The organism is Streptosporangium oxazolinicum, assembly GCF_039537505.1.
Taxonomy (GTDB): Bacteria; Actinomycetota; Actinomycetes; order Streptosporangiales; family Streptosporangiaceae; genus Streptosporangium; species Streptosporangium oxazolinicum.
In genome coordinates this window covers 42,025-63,539 of the sequence record NZ_BAABAQ010000013.1, presented here as the reverse complement: position 1 = coordinate 63,539, position 21,515 = coordinate 42,025, and the positions used below count along the sequence as shown (strand labels likewise).

Genomic DNA, 21,515 nt, shown 5'->3' with positions numbered 1-21,515 from the left:
ACACTGGCGGGTGCGGGGAAGTCCGGGTCCGGGGAAGCCCGGGTGCGGGTAAATCGAAATGCCAGGAAATCGGGGTGGCCGGGAAACGCGACGTTGCCTTGGTGCGTTCGTAGCACTACGGTTGAGTTTGTGACTGCCGGGTCGGCCTTGGGCCAACAGCGAGTAGGGCACCCGGCCGAGGCGTGAGCCCCGGGCGGGCCAGAGGCCCCCCTTTCCTTCCTTCCGCGCGTTCGGCGCGACATTTCTCCGTGGATTCCCCCTTCCGCGATCCCACACGTGATTTCCGTGTGTCGTGTGGCCTCCGCGTGCGGGGTTCCACGTGCCGCGTGGCTCCCGCCTGTGGTTTCCGCACTCCAGCGGCTTCCACGTTCCGCGTGATACCCGCGTGATACCCGCGTGCTCTCACGGTGCCGGTCGTCGCCGGTCGTCGCCGGTCACCGTGCCCCTCACGCCATTCACGAATCGGCCCCGGCGGTGAATCGCCGATCCGGCCGATTGTCCGGCGTGCCTTTCCTGATTTCCCGCACCACGGTCGCTGTCGCCACGTGGTGATTTCGTCATGCCCGCGAACAACCGCGGGACCATCAATCCTGGAGAAGAAAACAGAGAATGCCGATCGATTTCAACCAGCAGATCATCGAGGAGTTCCGCGCCAACGGCGGGCGGGTCGGCGGCCCCTTCGAGGGGGCCCGGCTGCTCCTGCTGACCACCGTCGGGGCGCGGTCCGGCGCCCGGCACACGACCCCGCTCGGCTACCTTCCCGACGGCGGTGAACGAGTGCTGGTCATCGCCTCGGCCGGTGGCGCGCCGAACCACCCGGCCTGGTTCCACAACCTGGTGGCCAATCCCGTCGTCACGGTCGAGGACGGCATCTTCACCTACGAGGCGCGAGCCGTCGTCCTGGAGGGCGCCGAACGCGACCGCCTCTTCGCCCGCGCGGCCGAGGCCGACCCGGGGTGGGCCGACTACCAGGCCAAGACGACACGTGTCATCCCGGTGGTCGCCCTCCATGCCGGGGGCGGTCCGCCGAAGGCGTCGTCGGCGAGCGAGGCTCTCCGGCTGGTCCACGACATGTTCCGGCGAGAACTCTCCCTGATCCGCAAGGAGGTCACCGAGTCGGGTCCCGGACTCGGCGCCCAGCTGCGGGTGAACTGCCTCACCCTCTGCCAGGGGCTGCACAACCACCACACCGGTGAGGACATCGCGCTGTTCCCCTTCCTCGCCGGGCGCTATCCCGAACTCACCCCCACCCTCGAGCGGCTGAGCCGGGAGCACGAGAAGATCGCGGCCCTCATCGAGGAACTGCGGGAGGTCATCTCCGCCGAGGGCGCGGATCCCCCGCTGGTGCTCTCCGAGGTCGAGCGGCTCACCGACGAGCTCGAAAGGCATCTGGCCTACGAGGAGGAGCAGCTGATCCCGATCCTCGACACGTAGGAGCCCGCCGCCCGCGTACCGGTGACGGCCACCGTCGCCGGTGCGCGGGTCACCTGCCGGAGGAGGCGGCACGCCGTTCCGGGTCCTCCGCCCCCCATGTTGCCGATCCGGCAAATAACTTTGCCGGATTCCGGAGGATGGGCGGATCATGTGCGGTGAACGGAGGTATCACAAATGACCGTACAAGCGGAACAGGCCGTGACCGCCGCCCCCTCGGGTGTGGAACGGCGCTACGACGTCGTGGTCGTCGGCGGTGGCGCCGCCGGGTTGAGCGGGGCGCTCACCCTGGCCCGAGCACGGCGCTCGGTGCTGGTGATCGACGCGGGCCGGCCGCGCAACGCTCCGGCGTCCCACGTCCACTCCTACCTGACGCGCGACGGCGTACCCCCTGCGGAGCTAGCGGCCCTGGGGCGCGCGGAGGTGACCGGCTACGGCGGCGAGATCGTCGAGGGTGACGTCGTGACGGCCGAGCGCCTGGACGCCGGGGGCTTCCGCGTCGTCCTCGAAGGCGGCTCCGCGGTCGTGGCGGACCGGCTGCTGGTGACCACCGGCCTGGTCGACGAACTGCCCGAGGTGCCGGGCCTGGCGGAGCGCTGGGGGCGCGAGGTCCTGCACTGCCCGTACTGCCACGGCTGGGAGGTACGCGACCAGGCGATCGGCGTCCTGGCCACCGGACCGCTCGCGGTCCACCAGGCCCTGCTGTGGCGGCAGTGGAGCGAGGACGTGACCCTCTTCTCGCACACCACGACCGACTCCGGCGACCTCGGCGACTTCAGTGACGAGGAGTACGAGCGGCTGGCCGCCCGCGACATCGCCGTGGTGGACGGGCGGGTGACGGCGCTGGAGGTGACGGACGACCGGCTCACCGGCGTACGCCTCGCCGACGGCCGGGTGATCTCCCGCCAGGTCCTCGTGGTGACCCCGCGCCTCACCGCCCGCTCCGGCGTCCTCACCGGCCTGGGCCTGGAGACGACCGACCAGGAGATGGGCGGGTACGTGGTCGGCAGCTACGTCGCCGCCGACCCGTCCGGGGCGACGGCGCTGCCCAGGGTGTGGGTGGACGGAAACGTCACCACCCTGACCGATCAGGTCATCGCCGCCGCCGCCGCGGGCGGGCGGGCCGCCGCGGCGATCAACGCCGACCTGGTCGCCGAGGAGACCCGCCGGGCCGTCGCCGCCCGCCGCGACGATATCTCCGCCCGCGACGCCGCCGACCGGCACGACCACGCGCATGACCACGCCCATGACCACGCGCACGGAGACGCCCGGGAGGGTGACCCGGCGGACGGCCCCGTCTCGGACGAGGAGTTCTGGGACCGCCGCTACGCCGGAAGCGACCGGGTCTGGAGCGGGAACCCCAACACCATCCTGGTCCGCGAGATCACCGGCCTGGAGCCGGGCACCGCCCTGGACCTGGGATGCGGTGAGGGAGCCGACGCGATCTGGCTCGCGCGGCGGGGATGGCGTGTCACCGCCACCGACATCTCCGGCGTCGCCCTCGAGCGCGCGGCCCGGCACGCGGCGGCGGAGGACGTCGCCGACCGGATCGACTGGCAGCGGCACGACCTGGGGGCGTCCTTCCCCGACGGTGTCTTCGATCTCGTCTCCGCCCATTTCCTGCACTCCCTCGGCGACATGCCCCGCGAGAAGATCCTGCGGACCGCCGCCTCGGCGGTCGCGCCCGGCGGGGTGCTCCTCGTGGTCGGGCACGCGGGGTTCCCCTCCTGGGAGCGGAATCCCCACCCCGGCGTGCACCTTCCCACGCCGCAGGAGGTCCTCGAATCCCTTGAGCTCCCGGACGGGGAGTGGGAGGTGCTGCTCTGCGAGGAACACGAGCGGATCCAGAACGACCCCGAGGGGCGGCCCACCACCCGTACGGACAACGCGCTCAAGGTCCGGCGCCTGTGAGCGGCCGAACGGCACCGGGTCCCGTAGGGTGACGTGCCGTCAGTGCGGCCCGCGTTTGCCCGGTGTCCAGAACGGCTTGACCTTGATCGAGGTACGCGGCCAGTTACGCTCCCGCACGAGGTGGTCGCGGACCATCTGGCAGGTCCTGGCCTCCCCCGCCACGTAGGCGGCCCCCTCGCCGCCGGGAAGGTCGAGGTCGGCCACCGCCGCGAGCAGCGTCCGGGAGGAGGCCGCCGACGCCCCGTCACGGTGGACGCGTCCGGGTCAGCGGGCCACGGCGCCGCTTTCCCGGGTGTCCGGCAGGTCCAGGCTGTCCCGGAGCCTGGTCGGCTTGAGGAAGAGCGCGGCGACGACACCCACCGCGGCGATCGCGGCGGAGATCAGGAAGATGTGCCCCGTGGCGTCGCCGTACGCCACGCGCACGACGGTCCTCGCGGCCTCGGGCAGCGCCTGGAGGTTGAGGGTGCCGCCCTCCGAGCCGGACGGCCGGATGCCCGCCCTCTGGAAGCCCTCGGCGATGCCGGTGGCCACCCTGTTGGCCAGGACCGCGCCCAGGACCGAGACCCCGATCGTGCCGCCCAGCGAGCGGAAGAAGGTGACGGCCCCGCTGGCGGCGCCCAGCTCCCGCAGCGGGACGACGTTCTGGATGACCAGCACCAGGTTCTGCATGGACATGCCGACGCCGATGCCGACCAGCAGCATCGCGGCCGACACGAGCACCAGCGAGGTCTCGTGGTCGATCACGGACAGGCCGAGGAAGCCGACGGTGAGCACGACGGAACCCGCGACGATGTACGGCTTGACGCTGCCGCTCCTGGACACGAGCGCTCCGGAGACCGCCGAGGACAACAGCACGCCGAGCATCAGCGGGATGGTCAGCAGCCCGGCCTCGGTGGGGGTGTAGCCCCGGCCGATCTGGAAGTACTGGCCCAGGAAGACCGATCCGCCGAACATCGCCATGCCCACCGCGAGGCTGGCGAGGATGGCCAGGGCGGGGTCGCGCATGCGGACGATGTGCAGCGGCACGATCGGCTCCTTGACCCGTGACTCCACCCACACCGCGGCGGCCAGGATCACGATCCCGCCGCCGACCATGGCCGCGGTCTGCCAGGAGATCCAGTCGAAGGAGTTGCCGACGAAGGTGATCCAGATGAGCAGGACGCTCACGCCCGCGGCGATCAGTGTGGCGCCCGCGTAGTCGACCTGGGTGTCCGGCCGCCGGACCGTGACCACGTGGAGCGTCTTGTGCAGCAGGAGGAAGGCGACGGCCGTGAACGGCACGGCGATGAAGAAGCACCAGCGCCAGCCCAGCCACGAGGTGTCGGCGATCAGGCCGCCGAGGAGCGGGCCCGCCACGGTGGCCACGGCCATCACGGCGCCGAGGTAGCCGTTGTAGCGTCCCCGCTCCTTGGGACTGATCATCGCGGCGATGACGACCTGGACCAGGACCTGAAGGGCTCCCATACCGAGGCCCTGGATGGCGCGGAAGGCGATGAGCTGACCGGTGTTCTGCGCGAATCCGCAGGCCAGCGAGCTGAGCATGAAAATGACGATGGAGATCTGGATGAGCAGTTTCTTGCTGAACAGGTCGGCCAGCTTGCCCCAGACCGGGGTGGACGCGGTCGCGGCGAGCAGCGACGCGGTGACCACCCACGTGTACTGGGACTGGGTGCCGTCGAGCGCGCCGATGATCTGCGGCAGCGCCACCGACACGATCGTGGCGCTGATCATCGCCACGAACAGGGCGAGCAGCAGGCCGCTCAGTGCTTCGAGAATCTCGCGATGGCTCATCGGCTCCGCGCCGGGTGGCGCGACCGCTTGTGTGCTCACGCACAACCTCCGAACAAATACCAGTGATCTATTAATCGGACAGACCGTGACAACATACATGCCCACTGAGAAAGTTTGCGCAGTGGGCACACTTAGTCGGGCAGTAGGCTGTTCACGTCATGCAGATCACAGCGGGGTTGCGCGAGCGCAAGAAGGCCGAGACGCGGCAGGCGGTCCACGAGGCCGCCCTACGGCTGACCGCCGAGCACGGCCTGGAGCACGTCACCGTCGAGGCCATCGCAGACGCGGCCAACATCTCGCGGCGGACCTTCTCCAACTACTTCGCCAGCAAGGAGGACGCCCTGCTCTACGGCGACGAGCAGCGCATCCGCCTCCTGGTCGAGCGGATCCGCACCCGCCCCGCCGAGGAATCGGCCTGGCGGGCACTGCACGGCGCCGTCCGGGACTCCTACGGCGAGCTGGGCGGGCCGGAGAGGGAGTGGGCGATCCGCGCCAGGCTCGCCAAGAGGCACCCCTCGCTCCTGGCCAGGCAGCTGGCGAGCCACGCCAACCTCGAACGCGAGCTCGCCCAGGTCATCGCCGAACGCGGCGACCACGGCGACCACGGCACCGCCACCCGCCCCCGGGTGATGGCCGCGGCCTTCCTGGTCGCGATGCGCATCGCCACGCACATGTGGACCGACGAGCAGGAGTCCCGCCCCCTGGTGGAGATCATGGACGACGTCCTCGACGAGATGGCCCGCCCCTTCGACACGGACCCGCCCACCCACCGATCATGACGATCCGGCGGAACGACCACGGCCGACGGTGGGCACGGCGAGCCGGTCCTCCCCCGCGTTCCCCTGGACCGGACGCGTCCCGGATCTCCCGGGAACGAGGTCACGCGAAGATCATCTGGGCGAGGGTGAGCCCGGCGAACACCGCCCCCAGGCCGGCGACGATCGAGGCGGCGACGTTGGCCACGGCGAAGAGGACCGCGCCGCTCTCGGCCAGCCGCAGCGTCTCGTAGGAGAACGTCGAGTACGTGGTCAGCGCCCCGCAGAAACCGGTGCCGAGAAGCAGGTACGCACCGGCGCCCACCGCCCCGGACAGCGCCGCCCCGGTCAGGGCGCCCAGGATGAGCGAGCCGACCACGTTGACGGCGAAGGTGCCCCAGGGGAAGACCGTGTCGTGGCGGGCCTGCACGGCCCGGTCGGTCAGGTAGCGCAGCGGCGCTCCGACGGCACCGCCGAGCAGCACCGCGAGCCAGCTCTGCGGCCCGCTCACACCGCCGTCCCGCCCCGGCGAACGACCTCGACCTCGTCCAGGATGGCCAGCCCCTCGGCGGGGAGGTCGTCCAGCCGAGGCAGGAAGGCGCGGATCCGCTCCTCGGTGTCGATGATCGTGACAACCACCGGCAGGTCGTCGGCCATCGACAGCAGCCGGGTGGTGTGCACCGTCGAGGTGGCGCCGAAGCCCTCGACGCCCCGGAAGACGGACGCCCCGGCCAGCCCCGCGGCGTGGGCACGGTGCACGATCTCGGTGTACAGGGGTCGGTGGCACCAGGTGTCGGTGTCGTCGACGAAGACCGTCAACCTCAGTGCCCGTCCGGCTGGAATCATCGCGCTCTCCTTCCCGTTCTCCCCGCTCTCCCCGGCCTCGCCGCTCTCGCCAGGAGCCCGCGGGTGGCCCACGCGCCGGCCGTCACCGCGACCAGGGCCGCCACGAGCGTCACCGCCAGATAGCCGAGCGCCAGGTCGATCCGGCCGCCGGAGACCAGGCGCTCGATGTCCAGGCAGTAGGTGGAGAAGGTGGTGAAGCCGCCCAGCACGCCGGTGGCCAGAAACGGCCGCGTCCAGGCCGGCGCCGTCCACGCCTCGGTGAGCGCGACCAGGAGAACACCGATCAGCAGGCTACCCGCCACGTTGACCCCCAGCGTGGTCCACGGGAAGGACCCGGCCGCGGTGGGCCACAGCAGGGCGGCGCCGTAGCGGGCCCCCGTACCGATCGCGCCACCGGCGGCGATCACCGCCAGGACGACGCGATGCGGGCGGCGGGACTCCCCGCGCCCGCGCGCGCCGGGCGGATCGGCGTCGAGGTCGACGTCGGGATCGATGGGCTCGGTCGCCACCGTGAACCTCGCCTGGCTCGGACGCATACCTCTTCTCCCCACACGTGCTGGACGCCCGGCCTGGCTGCGCGGGCACGACCTGTCACGGGTAGGGACCGTTGGCGGCAGCGGGTGCCGCGGTTGGACGCGGCGGGCCCCACCGCCGCGGGACCCCGGTATCTGCGGGGTCCTCACCCCTCAGCCTAGCGTGACCGCTTCACGATCACCCGTACGCCCGCCGAGGCCCGTGGTCGAGGGACTCGAACACGGCGACCGCCTCGGATGGCGGAAGCCCGGCCCTCGCCGTCCCCGCGGCGACGATCATGCTGGTGGTGCCGGTGATCCGGCGCTCGCCATCCCGGGGTCGTCCGCGAGGGCGACCTGGAGTGCCTAGAGTGAGGGGATGGATCCGAAACCGCAGGTGGGCACGGTCGGTCTGGTGCTTCATCCGACCAAGCAGGTGGACCGGTCGATCAGTACGATCGTCGAGACCTCCCGGCACCGCGGTTCTCGACTGCTCGCCCGCGAGATCGACCGGGACCGCGTACCGGCCGAGGTCGAGGTCGTCCCCGAGGCTCGGTTCGTGGCCGAGGTGGACGGTCTCGTCGCCCTGGGCGGCGACGGCACGATCCTGGGGGCGATGCGGCTGATGATCGGCCGGCCCGTGCCCGTGCTCGGAGTCAACCACGGCAATCTGGGTTTCCTCGCCGAGGTTCACCCGACCCAGCTGCCCTCGGCGCTGGCGCGGCTGAGGGCCGGTGAATTCACCATCGAGCAGTACGCGGCCCTGCGGGTGGACGCCGGTGAGACGCGGCTGGCGACCCGGTCCGGCTTCAACGACCTGGTGCTGGGCCGGCCGCCCCGCGCCGGGGCCGTCTCCCTCGATCTGGCCGTCAACGGTCTCCAGTACGGCTACTACCGGGCCGATGCCGTGGTCGTCTCGACCCCCACCGGCTCCACCGCCTACAACTACGCGGCCGGCGGCCCGATCCTGTCCCCGTCGTCCAGCGCCCTGGTCATCACCCCGGTCGCCCCCATGTCCGGCATCAGCCGGCCGGTCGTGCTGGGCGCGGCCGATCACGTCCGGCTCACCGTGGCGGCCGACAGCGCGCCCGTCACCGTCGACATCGACGGAACCCCGGCCGGTGAGCTCGGGTACGGCGAGGAGGTGAGCGTCACCATGCGCGCCGAGGCCGGGCAGGTGGTGAGGCTCTCCGGGGGCGAACACACCAACCGCAGCCGGGTCAAGCTCAGCCTGCTCGACCTGCCCCTGCGCCCGGACCAGCTGTTGGAGCTGATTCCCCCCGAGTTGCGCCGCCGGGCCGAGGCCGCGACCGGCGGCCGCCGGGCCACCACACCGCCCGATGACCCGACACCCGCCTGATCCCCGTCCCGTTTGACGTTCCAGAGCTCGTGGACGAAACCGTCGACGACGACACCCGCGTGCCGCGCGCCGGCTCCGGCAGCCTCGGCCGTCTCGCGGTCCGGGTGGCCGCGTTCGGCGTCGAGTTCGAGGTCCGGGAGCCACCCGAACCGCTGACCGCCCGCACGCATCGGGCCGCATAACGGAATCGAGACGGGACAGCACAGGCACCGAGCAGGCTCGACGCCGCGAAGTGACCGGGGAGAGCGGGATCCGCCGCCGGTCTCACCTCACCGGAATCCCGTGGTGCGATCCCGCACTATGACGTCCATGCGATTACTATTTGTAAACTTTCCTGTTGACAAAATTCCTGTCCGCGTGTTTGGATCCGAGTTAATTTAAGAGGTGAAGTTAATCGGGTGTTCCCCCGGGCCGCTGGAACGGCCCCCGGGAGCCCGTCACCTCACCGTACGGGCCAGCGGGTCCTCGTGCGTCAGGAACGCACTCCGCGGTACCCGAAAAGAAGAGAAGAGCCACCGTGACCTCGCAGCACCCCCCATCGCCGCTCCCCAGCGCGGTCGCCGCACCGGCCCGCGCCACCGGGCCCGCCACGCCACCGGCCGGGCGCGCCCGCACCTCGTCCGCGTCACGGCAGGATCCCAGGAGGCTCGGATGAGACACATCCTCATGGCACTCGCCGTGGTCGCGGCGTTCCTGGTCGGGCTGCCCGGCCCGGCGCAGGCCGCCCCGCCGACCGGGCTCACCACCGTGATCAGCCGCAACAGCGGCAAGTGCGTGGACGCGCGGGCCGCCGCGACCGCCAACGGCACCGTCGTCCAGCAGTACGCGTGTAACGGCTCGACCGCCCAGCTCTGGCAGTTCCAGCCGACCAGCGGCGGGTTCTACCGGGTCAACAACGGCAACAACACCGCCCAGGCGTGGGACGTCGTGAACGTCTCCACCGCCGACAGTGCCCCGATCCAGCTCTGGTCGTACTCTGGCGGCAACAACCAGCAGTGGCAGGCCGTGGAGGAACCCGGCGGCTTCTACCACTTCGTCAACCGGCACAGTGGCAAGTGTCTCGACGTGCCGGGCGCCTCGATCGGGGACAGCGTGCAGTTCCAGCAGTACACGTGCAACGGCACGACCGCCCAGTCCTTCAGCCTGGGCAACCCGCCGCCGACCGGGAACAACCCCGACCTCGGCCCGAACGTGAGCATCTTCGACCCGTCGACGCCCACCGCGACCATCCAGGCCAGGCTCAACTCGGTCTTCAGCCAGCAGCAGACCAACCAGTTCGGCGGCAACCGCTTCGCCCTGCTGTTCAAGCCCGGCTCGTACTCGGTGGACGCCAACATCGGCTTCTACACGCAGATCGCCGGTCTGGGCCTGTCGCCGGACAACGTCACCATCAACGGCACCGTGCACGCAGAGGCCGACTGGTTCCAGGGCAACGCGACCCACAACTTCTGGCGCGGCGCGGAGAACCTGTCGGTCACCCCGCCGTCGGGCAGCGACCGCTGGGCGGTCTCCCAGGCCGCCTCGTACCGGCGGATGCACCTGCGCGGCAACCTGCAGCTCGACGACGGCGGCTGGTCGAGCGGCGGCCTCATCGCCGACTCGAAGATCGACGGCCAGGTCAGGTCGGGCTCGCAGCAGCAGTGGCTGTCGCGCAACGCCGAGTGGGGCAGCTGGACAGGCTCCAACTGGAACATGGTGTTCGTCGGCGTCAACAACCCGCCCGCGGGCAACTTCCCGAACCCGCCGTACACCAGGGTCGCGACCACGCCGGTCGTGCGGGAGAAGCCGTTCCTGTACGTCGACCAGGCCGGCGCCTACCAGGTGTTCGTGCCGGCGCTGCGGACGAACTCCACCGGCACGACGTGGTCCGGCGGCAACCCGGCGGGCACCTCGATCCCGATCAACCAGTTCTTCGTCGTCAAGCCCGGCCACACCGCGGCGGACATCAACGCGGCGCTCGCACAGGGGCTGAACCTGCTGTTCACCCCGGCCGTCTACCACCTCAACGACACCATCAGGGTGACCCGGGCCAACACCGTCGTGCTCGGCCTGGGCCTGGCCACGCTGATCCCCGACAACGGCGTGACCGCGATGACCGTCGCCGACGTGGACGGCGTCAAGGTCGCCGGACTGCTGATCGACGCGGGCACGACCAACTCGGCCATGCTGATGCAGGTCGGCCCCACGGGAGCGTCGGCGAGCCACGCCGCCAACCCGACGTCGCTGCACGACGTGTACTTCCGGGTCGGCGGCGCCGCCGTCGGCAAGGCCACCCAGAGCCTCGTCGTCAACAGCGACAACGTGATCGGCGACCACCTGTGGATCTGGCGCGGCGACCACGGCAGCGGCATCGGCTGGAACACCAACACCGCCGCCAACGGGCTCACCGTCAACGGCGACGACGTCACGATGTACGGCCTGTTCGTCGAGCACTACCAGCAGCACCAGACCGTCTGGAACGGCAACGGCGGCCGGACGTACTTCTACCAGAACGAGATGCCCTACGACCCGCCCAACCAGGCAGCCTGGATGAACGGGAGCACGCAGGGCTACGCCGCGTACAAGGTGGCCAACACGGTCACCACGCACGAGGCGTGGGGCCTGGGCAGCTACTGCTACTTCAACGTCAACCCGGGGGTGGTCGCGGCCCGCGCGTTCGAGGTGCCGAACACGCCGGGGGTCCGCTTCCACAACATGGTGACGGTCTCGCTCGGCGGCGTCGGCACGATCCGCAACATCATCAACACGACGGGCGGCCCGTCCAACTCCAGCACCAACGTGGCCAACCTGGTCAACTACCCCTGATCGAACCTCCCGCCGCGTTCCAGAGCCGCTTCGGGGTCCTGGAACGCGGCGCCCGGCCGCGCGGCCGGAAGCCCTGCTGTGACATCCGCCGCGAGGTGTCCGGCCGGGAGCCGACCCTCGAAGGACGCGTCGGGGGCTGACCCTCCGAAGGACGCGGAACGGGTGGAGACGAAGAACGAGCCCCTCCCCGGGTGGGGAGGGGCTCGTCGACGATCAACGACTACAGCGCGCCTCTGCCGTAGTAGCCCCCCAGCTTGTCGCGGTAGTCGGGCTCCCGGTAGGTCGCCTCGTCGAACTCCGGCGCGTCCTTGATCTCCTGCTTGGTACGCGAGACGTAGATCTTGCGCTCCTGCGGATCGATCTGGTGCACGGTGCCGGCCGGTAGCACGACCTTCTTGCCGAAAATCCAGAAACCGGTGTCGACGACGATGTAGCTGTCACCCACCGCGTTGCTCTCCTCGTCCACCGAGCCGATCTTGCCGTCGGTGGCCTCCACGTCGAACCCCACGAGATCCAGCGTCTGCTCGCCACTGTAGGCCTCGGGGCGGTAGCTCCACACGTTCTCCGTCATGGCGTTTCTCCTCGTCAGCGAAGGTAGAACACCCGCCTTCTACCCGTCGCGCCCGCGCTAAACAGGCCGTGGGGGATCGGGAGCCGTCCCGAAGAGAGCCCCTGTCCTTCCCGGCGAGGTCGAAGCCCGAATCCGCCGCCGAGAACCGCCGCGGTCATCTCGCGGCGAAGTACTCCGCCACGATCCGGGTGTGCAGCGGGAACGCCAGCTCTCGTGGCCCGTCGATCAGCAGCCACTCCGTCGTCTCGTCCGTCGGCACGACCGGCGGAAGGTCCGCCGCGCCGGTCCGCGGGCCCAGGGCGAAGACCAGCACGGTGCCGTCGGGAGCGCTGAGCACGTCGAGGAGCCGCACGCCGTCCGCGTCGACGACGACACCCGTCTCCTCGCGAAGCTCCCGGACGGCCGCCTGCTGCCAGGACTCGCCCATGTCGACGAAGCCACCGGGCAGGGCGAGGGCGCCCCGGTGCGGTTCGACGCCACGGCGGACCACCAGCAGGCCGTCGTCCACCGGCAGCACCATCACCGCGACCGGCAGCGGGTTGAGGTAGGAGGTGTTCCCGCAGCCGGAGCAGGTGCGCGGCCACGCCTGGCCGGGGGCGAAGGCTCCGCCGCAGAAGGAGCAGTGCGAGTTCCTGATCGTCACGATCGTGAGATTAGACCAGAACGAGGTCCTGGCTCACCCTCCCGCCCTCGCCGGGGATCCTCGACGGGAGCGGACCGGGGATCGGCGTCAAGGCGCCGCCCGGCGCGACGTCCCCTTCGCGCGGAGGGCAGACTTTCCCCCGTGAAGCGAATCCTCATCATCGGCATCGGCGCGGGAAACCCCGACCACCTCACCCTCCAGGCGGTCAAAGCCATCGCGGCGGCCGACGTGTTCTTCATCCTCGACAAGGGAGAGGCCAAACACGACCTCGTCCAGCTCCGGCAGGACCTCGTCGACGCGCACGCCCGCGCCCCGTACCGGCTGGTCGAGGCCCGCGACCCCGACCGCGACCGGACCACCCCCGCCTACGCGGGCGCGGTGGAGGACTGGCGGTCGCGCCGGGCCGACATCTACGAGCGGCTCGTCCGCGACGAGCTCGGCGACGGCGAGACCGGCGCGTTCCTCGTCTGGGGCGACCCCTCCCTCTACGACAGCACGCTGGCCATCGTCGAGGAGGTCCTCGGCCGGGGCACGGTCCGGTTCGAGTACGACGTCGTACCCGGTATCAGCAGCGTGTCCGCGCTGGCCGCCCGGCACCGCACCAGTCTGACCCAGGTCGCGCGGCCCCTGCACATCACCACGGGCCGCCGCCTGTCCGAGGAGGGCCCCGGCGAATCCGACGACATCGTCGTCATGCTCGACGCCCGCCACGCCTTCGCCTCCCTGCCCGACGCCGACGGCTTCGAGATCTACTGGGGCGCCTATCTCGGCACCCCCGACGAGATCCTGGTGGCCGGGCCGGTCGAGGAGGTCGCCGGCCGGATCCGCGACGTCCGCGCCGAGGCCAGGGAGCGCAAGGGCTGGATCATGGACACCTACCTGCTGAGGCGGGCACCCCACGCGGAGCGTCCCGGGTCTCCCTCCTGACGGGAGCCGCGGTCGTCAGCGTGCCGGGCTCTCGGCGCGGCGGAAAGCCCCCTCGCCGACGAGAGGGGGAGAGTCACGATGTGTTCGTACGGCGGATCGGCTGGGGGTAGTGTTGTCCTCCAGCAATGGACGTGATCGAGGAGGTGAGACCCATTACCGCTGTTTCAGGTCGGGTGCTCCCATCTCACGGCCGCGCGGTCCTTCTGACGTAGGTGACCGAGGGAGCCCCATCGGCATTCCGAAAGGCTCCAATGTCGGCTTTATCGTCATTTCTCCCCCAACCGGTCATCGTCACCAGGCTTCGGGCCGCCGGTTGTGTCTTCGCCGAGGACGAGGCGCGGCTGCTCGTCGCCACGGCGCGGACGCCGTCCGACCTCGCCGCCATGGTGGACCGGCGGGTCGCCGGTCTGCCCCTCGAACACGTTCTCGGCTGGGCGGAGTTCTGCGGGCTGCGGATAGCCGTGGACACCGGGGTCTTCGTGCCCCGCCGCCGCACCGAGTTCCTCGTCCACCAGGCCGTCGCCCTCGCCCATCGGGCCATCGGGCCGAACGACCGCCCCGCCGGTCAGGCCCCCGATCGGCCGTGGATCGTCGTCGATCTGTGCTGCGGTTCCGGCGCGGTGGGCGCCGCGCTGGTCGCGGCCCTGGACCGGGTCGAACTGCACGCCGTCGACATCGACCCCGCCGCGGTGCGCTGCGCCCGGCGCAACGTCGCCGGCGGCCGGGTGTACGAGGGTGATCTCTACGAGCCGCTGCCCGCCGCGCTGCGGGGCCGCGTCGACATCCTGACCGCCAACGCGCCCTACGTGCCCACGGGGGCGATCGGGCTGCTGCCCCCGGAGGCCCGCGTGCACGAACCGAGGGTGGCGCTCGACGGCGGCGCGGACGGGCTGGAGATCCAGCGCCGGGTGACCTCGGCGGCGACACGGTGGCTGGCACCGGGCGGCCACCTGCTGATCGAGACGAGCGAGCGCCAGGCGCCACAGACCGCCGAGGCCTTCGCCCGCAACGGGCTGATCCCGAGGGTGGCCGTCTCCGAGGAGCTGGACGCCACCGTCGTCGTCGGGACCATGCCCGCCCGCGATCGGGAGATCGGCGGGGTCGGGTAGGCTTCGCTGGTGAAAACGCTGTTCACAGCCATGTCCCGATGGCTGTGAACAGCACAACAGCCCCGTTCAGGAGATCCCGCGCATTGTCCGAGAGCCGCGAACGCGCAGCCCCCTCCGCGAGGGGGGATCGCGCCGATCTGCGAGCCGACTGTGAGAGCTGCTTCGCACTGTGCTGTGTCGTGCCCGCCTTCTCGGCCTCGTCGGACTTCGCGATCGACAAGAAGGCCGGGCAGCCCTGTCCCAACCTGCGGACGGACTTCCGCTGCGGCATCCACACACGCCTCAGGGAGAAGGGCTTCCGGGGCTGCACCGTCTACGACTGCTTCGGCGCCGGGCAGAAGGTCTCCCAGGTCACCTTCGGCGGGCAGGACTGGCGGCGGGCGCCGCGGACCGCGAAGCGGATGTCCGAGGTGTTCCCGATCATGCGGGACCTCCACGAGTTGCTCTGGTACCTGAGCGAGGCGCTGACGCTGCGACCGGCCCTCCCCATCCACGGTGAGCTCGGCCTCGCGCTGGAGGAGACCGAACGCCTCACCCGCGACAGCCCCGACGCCCTCGTACGACTGGACGTGGCGGCCCACCGGCGGGAGGTCAACGCCCTGCTGCTGCGGACGAGCGAGCTCGTGCGCGCCGGAGCCGGGCGCGGGAAGAAGGACCGCAGGGGCGCGGACCTCATCGGGGCCAAGCTCAGGGGCGCCGACCTGAGGGGAGCCAACCTGCGGGGCGCCTACCTCATCGGGGCCGACCTCAGGGGCGCCGATCTGAGGACGGCCGATCTCATCGGGGCCGACCTCAGGGGTGCCGACCTCTCGGGCGCCGACCTCACCGGGAGCATCTTCCTGATCCAGTCCCAGCTGGACGCGGCGAAAGGCGACGCCAGGACCACGCTGCCCCCCTCACTCACCCGACCGGCCCACTGGTAGTCCTCCCCGTACTCACCGGTCGCCCCCGGTTCACGGCCGTGCAGGCGCCCGCTCCCGCGCGGGGCGGGTCAGGGCGGAGGACAGGCACGCGGTCGCCACCAGTGACGCGACCCCCGCCAGCGCCATCGCCGCGGAGACCGGTACGAACTCGGCCAGCGTTCCCGTCCCCGAGGCCGCCAGCGCCTGTCCGGCCATCGTGCCGCTGCCCGCCAGCCCGAGCGCCTGCCCCCTGACGCGCTCGGGCACCGCCGCCACGTAACGCTCCTGCGTGCCCAGATGCCCGGCGAACCCGAAAGAGGCCACCGCCACCAGCGCCGTCGCGGCCCACGCGCCCGGCGACAGCGCGAAGAAGAGGTACGGTACCGCCATCAGCGTGAACAGCGGCACCGCCAGCCGGACCCGCTGCTCGGGAGTGGTCCACCGGCCGACCAGCAGATCCCCCGCGAGCATGCCACCGGCGGCCGCGATGAACAGCGCCCCCGCCGAGCCGCCCGCGTACGGCACGTAGAGCGCCTCCGCCCCGACGACCAGCCCGTTCGGCACCCACTGCACGAGCAGCAGCCCACGAAGCCGCCGATCGCCCAGCAGTTCCCCGTTCACCGCCCAGACGCGCCGCCAGGTCTGCCGTTCCGACATCCTCGGCGGCCTGGCCCTCAGCCCCAGCCGCTGCGTGAGCGCCACCAGCACGCCGAGTGCCGCCCCCGCCCACAGTGCCGTGTACGGCCCGGTCACGGCCAGCAGCATCCCGCCGAGGGCGAACCCGGCGATCTGCGTGGCGCCGACCGCGATGTTCAGCGCCGAGCGGCCCAGCACGTAGCCGTTGCCCGGCAGCAGGTCGGCCAGCAGCGCCTGGCGCGCGCCGCCCGCGACGGCGTCGAACAGCCCGCACGCCATGACCAGCACCGGCATCCCCCACACCGGCAGCGCGCCGAGGGCGAGCGTTGCGACCGCGACCGCCCTGGCCAGGTCCCACGAGACCAGCAGCGCCCGGGGCGGCAGCCTGTCGGCCAGCCCGCCGAGCGTCAACGCGCCGACGGCCTGCGGCAGGAAACCCGCGAGGTAGGCCAGCGCGGCCAGGAACGGCGAGCCGGTGTGGGCGTACACCAGCGTGGACAACGCCAGGCTCTCCATGGTCTTGCCCATGACGCTCGCGGCCTGCGCGGCGAACAGCGTCCTGAACTGGCCGACGGCGAAGATCTCCCGATAGGTGTTCACGCGTCGGAGCATGCGGGCCGCCCCGCACGGCGGGCTACTGTTTCGTCAGGAGGCGAAACCCTCGTCGGAAATCATCGCCGGAAACCTCCGCAGGGAGCGAAACCTTGTCCTACCTGGAGTGCACCCCCGAGGACCTGGCGCGCACCCGCTTCGTGATGTCGCCGATGGCCCAGGTGGTCACCGCCCTGCCCCTGCTCGCCGGTGTCCGGCTTCCGCCGGGGATGTCGCGGTGGACGGCCGGGGTGCGCGACCGCTACGAGGCGCTGGTCGCCGCCGACCCCGTCCTGCGGGCCCTGGCCGACCTGCTGGTGGTCACCGACTACGTGCCCGACTTCTTCTGCGTGCCGCCGCCCCGCGTGGACACCACGTTCTCCGAGGAGGCGCTGGCCGTGCGGCGCACGCCGTACCGGAAGGCCCGCGCCGACCTGGAGCTGAGCTACCGGGGCCGGCCGACGGCCGCGGCGCTGGACGTGCCCGACGTCGCCGAGCGGGTGGCCGGGAGCCTGACCGCCGCGTGGAGCGAGCTGATCGAGCCCGACTGGCCGAGGACGCGCGCGCTCCTGGAGCGTGACATCGTGCGGCGGGCGGGACAGCTGGCGGTGTACGGCTGGGCCGAGGTGTTCGACGAGCTGGACGTGCACATGTCGCTGGAGGGCGATCGGATCCTGCTCGGCCGGGTGACCGGCGCCTCGCACCGGCTGGGCGGCGTCGGTCTGGTCCTGATGCCCAACGCGTTCGGCGGGAGGATCGTCTACCTCGACCCGCCGCGCGCCTTCGGGCTCACCTACCCGGCGCGGGGTGTGGCCGCGCTGTGGGAGAGCCGGGTGTCCGCGCCGGGCAGCCTGGCCGCGCTGCTCGGCAGGGGCAGGGCCGCGGTGCTGCTGGAGCTGGCGACGCCCGCGAGCACCAGCCAGCTCGTCGCCAGGCTGGGCATGACGCTCGGCGGCGTCGGCGACCACCTCGCGGTGCTCAGGCGATCGGGGCTGGTCTCGCGCGGCAGGAGCGGGCGGTCGGTGCTCTACGCACGCACCCCGATGGGCGACGCCTTAACGGAATGGAATGCTTGAACGCGGCGAGGTGAGGGAAGCGCGCCAGGAGGAGACCAAGAACGAGGCCGTGGACGTGTTCCGGACGACAGGCGCCGCCGGGTTCCGGTATCCAGGCAGGGGACAGGCCGGAGGCCGCGAGGCGACCGGCCGATCCCACAGACCCGTCGCGCCCATCGGAGACACCACCGTGAGCATCCCCTTGCCTCCCTCGTTCGCCCACCACAAGATCGACGCCGACGGCGTGCGCGTCAACACGTACGTCTCGGGCGACGGCCCGCCGGTGCTGCTGCTGCACGGCTACCCGCAGACCCATCTCATCTGGCATCGGGTGGCGCCCGTGCTCGCCCGCGAGCACACCGTGGTCCTCACCGACCTGCGGGGGTACGGGGACAGCGACAAGCCCCCCTCCGCGCCGGACCACGGCCCCTACTCCAAGCGGGTGATGGCGCACGACCAGCTGCTGGTCATGCGCTCGCTCGGCTTCGACCGCTTCGCGGTGGCGGGCCACGACCGAGGAGCGCGGGTCGGCCACCGCCTGGCCCTGGACGAGCCCCGGGCGGTGACCGGGCTGGCCGTGCTGGACATCGTGCCCACCCGCCACGCGTTCCGGCACACCGACGCCGCGTTCGCGCTCGGCTACTACCACTGGTTCTTCCTCGCCGCGGGCGACGGCGTCCCCGAACGCATGATCGGCGCGGATCCCGGCTACTGGATCCGCGCCCACATGAAGGTCCAGCACGGCGGGACCTCGTTCGACCCGGCGGCCCAGGAGGAGTACGTCCGATGCTTCTCCGATCCGGCGGCCATCCACGCCTCCTGCGAGGACTACCGGGCCGCCGCGAGCATCGACCTGCGTCACGACGACGCCGACGCGGACGCGGGCCGGCGCGTGACCTGCCCCGTACTCGCCCTGTGGGGGGAGCGCGGTTTCGTCGGACGCAACTACGACGTCCTGGACGTCTGGCGGCGGTACGCGGACGACGTGCGAGGCCAGGCGGTGCCCAGCGGTCACTACATCCCCGAGGAGGTGCCCGAGACGACGGCGGAGCTGCTCGGCTCGTTCCTCTCCGGGAGCCCGGTCACGACGCGGCGGTGACCGAGTCCCCCCGATGCCCCTCGATCAGACGTAGTAGCCCTCGACCGGGACGCGCGCCTCGTCGAACAGCGCGGGACCCTCCTGGGACACGTGCGGCCAGCCGCCCCCCGGTTTGAGGCTCGCGAGCTGCTCGTTGGAGAGCGCGAACACGACGCGGCCGAGACCGGACCGTTCGATGGCGCCCGCGCACATGGGGCAGGGCTGGCAGCTGGTGTACATGGTCGTGGCCGCCGCGACGCCGGGGTCGAGCTCGCGGGCCGCCCATCTGGCCAGCTTCAGCTCGGGATGGGCGCTGATGTCGCCGTCGCTGAGGACCGTGTTGTGCTCCTCGGCGAGGACCGTGCCGTCCGGGCCCACCAGCAGCGACCCGAACGGGGCGTCGCCGGTCGCCCGCGCCTTGGCGGCGAGCTCGATGGCCCGGCGAAGATAGTTTTCATCGTTGTTCGTCATGATTGTCCCGTTCGTAGTTGATGTGTGCGCAGATCCCAGTGGGTGGCCACGGTCGCGAGCGCCTGCCAGGCCACCTCCGGGTGGCGCGTCTCCTGCGGGTCGCCGTTGAACGGATCGAGCACGACGGTGCCGGCACCGAGCAGGCGCAGCTGTTCGAGGTCGTCGAGGACCTGGTCGATCGTGCCCTCCCCGGCGAGCCGTCCGGGGACGGTGATCGGGGAATCGGTGAGCCGCAGGGCGATGCGGGGCGCGAACCCGGGCACCGGCAGCCGCTCCTCGTCCGCGATGACCTTCAGCCGGTCCAGCGCCTCGCGCATCCGGCCGAGGGTGAGGCGCAGCGGGTGCCACGCCTCGCCGAGGCGCACCGCCCGGCGCAGACCGGCGTCACTGTTGCCGCCGACCCAGATCGGTATCCGCCCGGCCCGGTAGTCCTCCTCGTCGGCCCAGGCCGCGCGCATCACCCGGAGGTGATCGTCGGTCAGCGCCCCGCGCCGCTCGAACGAGACCCCGAGCGCCTCGAACTCCTGCCGCGCCCAGCCGACGCCCACGCCGAGGACGAGCCGCCCGCCGCTGAGCCGGTTAAGGTTGGCGGCCATGCGGGCGACGAGCAGCGGGTGGCGGTACGGCACGATGAGCACCGTGGTGCCGAGCCGGATCTCGTCGGTCACCCCGGCCAGCCAGGCGAGGGTGGTGAAGGGCTCGTAGAACGGCGCCGGGTACTGCTCGGCGACATCGGGGGTTATCAGGACGTGGTCCGAGACCATGAGCAGGTGGAAACCCAGTCCCTCCACCGTCCGCGCCCAGCCGCGCAGGACTCCGGGGTCGGCGCCGGGTCCGAAATTCAGGATGTTAACGCCTATTCTCACTTTTTCAGGCTATCGAGCGATCATGTACGGCTGGAAGGGATTCATCCCGGTGTACGGCGTCGTATGCCGTTGATATGCCGGTATCTTTGCCCAATGACCGAGAATCTTGACGCGATCGACTGGTCGATCCTGGTCGAGGTCCAGCGGGACGGCCGCATCCCGATCACCGAGCTGGGACGGCGGGTGAACCTCAGCGCCTCCGCCACGACCGAGCGGGTCAGGCGGCTGGAGGCGGCGGGCGTCATCACCGGCTACCACGCGGGCGTCGACCTGGAGAAGGCCGGTTTCCCGGTCCTGGCCATCGTGCGCCTGAAGTATCCGGGCAGCCGGCACCAGCCACTGCACCGGCTGCTCGACGAGCGCCCCGAGATCCTGGAGTGCCTGCGGACCACCGGTGACGACTGCTACATGCTGAAGGTGGCCGCGACCTCCATGGGCCACCTCGAAGAGCTCGTCAACGAGCTGGCCCAGCTGGGCAGCACCACCACCAACGTCGTCTACAGCCAGACACTGCCCTACCGTGGCCCGAGGGACCCCCGGGCGAGCTGACCACGGCACCGGCGCCGCGCCGGGCGCACCGTCCCCCCGCCCCGGCCTTCTCCGCGCGCCGCCCGGCTGACAGGATGTTCCGCGTGACCTCAACGGCGCTGCGCGTGCCACGGGCCATCGTCTTCGCGACGTTGTGCGTCGTGGTCTCCGCGGGTGGCCACGCCCTGGCCGGGGGCGGCCTGATCCCGCCGCACCTCGCCGTTCTCGGCGCGCTGGCCGCCTTCTGCGTGGCGTACGCGCTCAACGGGCACGAGCGCGGCCCCGAGGTCGTGCTCGCCACCACCGTCGGCGCGCAGATCCTGCTGCACGAGCTGTTCGACGGCGCCGCGCCCGCGTCGCACCTGACGGTCTCCGCCCACGGTCATCCCGGTCCCGGCATGACGCTGACGCACCTCGTGGTGGCGATGGGCACGGGATGGTGGCTGCACCGGGGCGAGAGCGCGCTGTGGCTGATGATCCGCCTGTACGGCGGGCGGATGCCGCTGATCCGGCCGCTCCTCGCGACTCCCGCCGGGGTGACACCGCCGGTGCGACAGCCGGTCCCGGTCACCGGCGTCCGGCCGTACGGCGGCTGGGAGATCCTTCCCGCGCTGCGGCGGCGCGGCCCTCCCGCGCCGCGCAGCGTCGGCTGAGGGACCGGGAAGGTCCGGCGGCCGGCGCGCCTCCGTGACCAGACACGCCTCCGTGTTCCGAGGCGTCCTCCCGT

The 21,515-nt window shown here is 71.4% G+C and carries 22 protein-coding genes and 1 pseudogene; 13 read left to right on the top strand and 10 right to left on the bottom strand.

Annotated features, from left to right (window positions below):
* Positions 1 to 609: 609 nt before the first annotated feature.
* Positions 610 to 1,434 carry a nitroreductase/quinone reductase family protein gene (locus ABD817_RS29870; protein WP_344921557.1) on the top strand — a complete coding sequence of 275 codons (825 nt, stop codon included), beginning with the start codon at positions 610 to 612 and terminating at the stop codon, positions 1,432 to 1,434.
* Positions 1,435 to 1,608: 174 nt separating this feature from the next.
* Positions 1,609 to 3,342: a methyltransferase domain-containing protein gene (locus tag ABD817_RS29865; protein WP_344921556.1), complete on the top strand. Its 1,734-nt coding sequence runs from the start codon at positions 1,609 to 1,611 to the stop codon at positions 3,340 to 3,342.
* 39 nt (positions 3,343 to 3,381) lie between these two features.
* Here ABD817_RS29865 and ABD817_RS29860 read toward each other — a convergent pair.
* Both ABD817_RS29860 and ABD817_RS29855 read right to left on the bottom strand, forming a co-directional pair.
* Positions 3,382 to 3,585: pseudogene (locus ABD817_RS29860) on the bottom strand (SIP domain-containing protein); the annotation flags it as partial.
* 21 nt (positions 3,586 to 3,606) lie between these two features.
* Positions 3,607 to 5,133 carry an MDR family MFS transporter gene (locus ABD817_RS29855; protein WP_344921829.1) on the bottom strand — a complete coding sequence of 509 codons (1,527 nt, stop codon included), beginning with the start codon at positions 5,131 to 5,133 and terminating at the stop codon, positions 3,607 to 3,609.
* Positions 5,134 to 5,291: 158 nt separating this feature from the next.
* Here ABD817_RS29855 and ABD817_RS29850 point away from each other — a divergent pair, with 158 nt between their 5' ends.
* Positions 5,292 to 5,912 carry a TetR/AcrR family transcriptional regulator gene (locus tag ABD817_RS29850; protein ID WP_344921555.1) on the top strand — a complete coding sequence of 207 codons (621 nt, stop codon included), beginning with the start codon at positions 5,292 to 5,294 and terminating at the stop codon, positions 5,910 to 5,912.
* A 100-nt stretch (positions 5,913 to 6,012) separates the two neighbouring features.
* Here the strand turns inward: ABD817_RS29850 and crcB are convergent, their stop codons facing one another.
* The 3 genes from crcB to ABD817_RS29835 are packed head-to-tail and all read right to left on the bottom strand — an operon-like array spanning position 6,013 to position 7,270.
* Positions 6,013 to 6,399, bottom strand: a complete 387-nt coding sequence (gene crcB / locus ABD817_RS29845) for a fluoride efflux transporter CrcB (protein ID WP_344921554.1) — start codon at positions 6,397 to 6,399, stop codon at positions 6,013 to 6,015.
* Positions 6,396 to 6,734, bottom strand: a complete 339-nt coding sequence (locus tag ABD817_RS29840) for a DUF190 domain-containing protein (protein WP_344921553.1) — start codon at positions 6,732 to 6,734, stop codon at positions 6,396 to 6,398. Before ABD817_RS29840 ends, crcB begins: the two co-directional genes overlap by 4 nt.
* Positions 6,731 to 7,270, bottom strand: a complete 540-nt coding sequence (locus ABD817_RS29835; protein ID WP_344921552.1) for a fluoride efflux transporter FluC — start codon at positions 7,268 to 7,270, stop codon at positions 6,731 to 6,733. The genes ABD817_RS29840 and ABD817_RS29835 overlap by 4 nt, the downstream gene beginning before the upstream one ends.
* Before the next feature lie 355 nt (positions 7,271 to 7,625).
* On the opposite strand from ABD817_RS29835, the gene ABD817_RS29830 reads away from it, so the two are divergent.
* The 3 genes from ABD817_RS29830 to ABD817_RS29820 all read left to right on the top strand — a co-directional run bounded on the left by ABD817_RS29830 (position 7,626) and on the right by ABD817_RS29820 (position 11,411).
* Positions 7,626 to 8,606, top strand: a complete 981-nt coding sequence (locus ABD817_RS29830) for an NAD(+)/NADH kinase (protein WP_344921551.1) — start codon at positions 7,626 to 7,628, stop codon at positions 8,604 to 8,606.
* Positions 8,607 to 8,635: 29 nt separating this feature from the next.
* The gene (locus ABD817_RS29825) at positions 8,636 to 8,788 is read left to right on the top strand and encodes a hypothetical protein (protein ID WP_344921550.1); all 153 of its coding nucleotides are present in this window, start codon (positions 8,636 to 8,638) and stop codon (positions 8,786 to 8,788) included.
* A 469-nt stretch (positions 8,789 to 9,257) separates the two neighbouring features.
* A complete protein-coding gene (locus ABD817_RS29820) occupies positions 9,258 to 11,411 on the top strand; it encodes an RICIN domain-containing protein (RefSeq protein WP_344921549.1) in 2,154 nt (717 codons plus the stop codon).
* Between the two features lie 220 nt (positions 11,412 to 11,631).
* On the opposite strand, the gene ABD817_RS29815 is transcribed toward ABD817_RS29820, so the two are convergent.
* The gene (locus ABD817_RS29815; protein ID WP_344921548.1) at positions 11,632 to 11,982 is read right to left on the bottom strand and encodes a PRC-barrel domain-containing protein; all 351 of its coding nucleotides are present in this window, start codon (positions 11,980 to 11,982) and stop codon (positions 11,632 to 11,634) included.
* Positions 11,983 to 12,136: 154 nt separating this feature from the next.
* On the bottom strand, positions 12,137 to 12,625 hold the full coding sequence (locus ABD817_RS29810) for an NUDIX domain-containing protein (RefSeq protein ID WP_344921547.1): 489 nt from the start codon (positions 12,623 to 12,625) through the stop codon (positions 12,137 to 12,139).
* 141 nt (positions 12,626 to 12,766) lie between these two features.
* Here ABD817_RS29810 and cobF point away from each other — a divergent pair, with 141 nt between their 5' ends.
* From cobF to ABD817_RS29795, 3 genes are all read left to right on the top strand, one after another.
* Positions 12,767 to 13,552, top strand: a complete 786-nt coding sequence (gene cobF, locus ABD817_RS29805; protein WP_344921546.1) for a precorrin-6A synthase (deacetylating) — start codon at positions 12,767 to 12,769, stop codon at positions 13,550 to 13,552.
* Positions 13,553 to 13,803: 251 nt separating this feature from the next.
* Positions 13,804 to 14,661 carry a putative protein N(5)-glutamine methyltransferase gene (locus ABD817_RS29800; RefSeq protein WP_344921545.1) on the top strand — a complete coding sequence of 286 codons (858 nt, stop codon included), beginning with the start codon at positions 13,804 to 13,806 and terminating at the stop codon, positions 14,659 to 14,661.
* Between the two features lie 83 nt (positions 14,662 to 14,744).
* Positions 14,745 to 15,584, top strand: a complete 840-nt coding sequence (locus tag ABD817_RS29795; protein WP_344921543.1) for a pentapeptide repeat-containing protein — start codon at positions 14,745 to 14,747, stop codon at positions 15,582 to 15,584.
* Between the two features lie 30 nt (positions 15,585 to 15,614).
* On the opposite strand, the gene ABD817_RS29790 is transcribed toward ABD817_RS29795, so the two are convergent.
* Positions 15,615 to 16,799, bottom strand: coding sequence for an MFS transporter (locus tag ABD817_RS29790; RefSeq protein ID WP_344921542.1), 1,185 nt, complete (start codon positions 16,797 to 16,799; stop codon positions 15,615 to 15,617).
* 104 nt (positions 16,800 to 16,903) lie between these two features.
* Here ABD817_RS29790 and ABD817_RS29785 point away from each other — a divergent pair, with 104 nt between their 5' ends.
* Positions 16,904 to 17,866 (top strand): ArsR/SmtB family transcription factor, encoded by a 963-nt coding sequence (locus ABD817_RS29785; protein WP_344921541.1) that lies wholly within the window; start codon positions 16,904 to 16,906, stop codon positions 17,864 to 17,866.
* A 169-nt stretch (positions 17,867 to 18,035) separates the two neighbouring features.
* Positions 18,036 to 18,944, top strand: a complete 909-nt coding sequence (locus tag ABD817_RS29780; protein WP_344921540.1) for an alpha/beta fold hydrolase — start codon at positions 18,036 to 18,038, stop codon at positions 18,942 to 18,944.
* Between the two features lie 24 nt (positions 18,945 to 18,968).
* Here the strand turns inward: ABD817_RS29780 and ABD817_RS29775 are convergent, their stop codons facing one another.
* Complete coding sequence (locus tag ABD817_RS29775; protein ID WP_344921539.1) at positions 18,969 to 19,394, bottom strand: nucleoside deaminase; 426 nt, start codon at positions 19,392 to 19,394, stop codon at positions 18,969 to 18,971.
* Complete coding sequence (locus ABD817_RS29770; RefSeq protein ID WP_344921538.1) at positions 19,391 to 20,260, bottom strand: LLM class flavin-dependent oxidoreductase; 870 nt, start codon at positions 20,258 to 20,260, stop codon at positions 19,391 to 19,393. The genes ABD817_RS29775 and ABD817_RS29770 overlap by 4 nt, the downstream gene beginning before the upstream one ends.
* Before the next feature lie 93 nt (positions 20,261 to 20,353).
* Here ABD817_RS29770 and ABD817_RS29765 point away from each other — a divergent pair, with 93 nt between their 5' ends.
* Both ABD817_RS29765 and ABD817_RS29760 read left to right on the top strand, forming a co-directional pair.
* Positions 20,354 to 20,809, top strand: coding sequence for an Lrp/AsnC family transcriptional regulator (locus ABD817_RS29765; protein WP_344921537.1), 456 nt, complete (start codon positions 20,354 to 20,356; stop codon positions 20,807 to 20,809).
* An 83-nt stretch (positions 20,810 to 20,892) separates the two neighbouring features.
* Entirely contained in the window at positions 20,893 to 21,441 is a 549-nt protein-coding gene (locus ABD817_RS29760) for a hypothetical protein (RefSeq protein ID WP_344921536.1), read from the top strand.
* Positions 21,442 to 21,515: the final 74 nt, after the last annotated feature.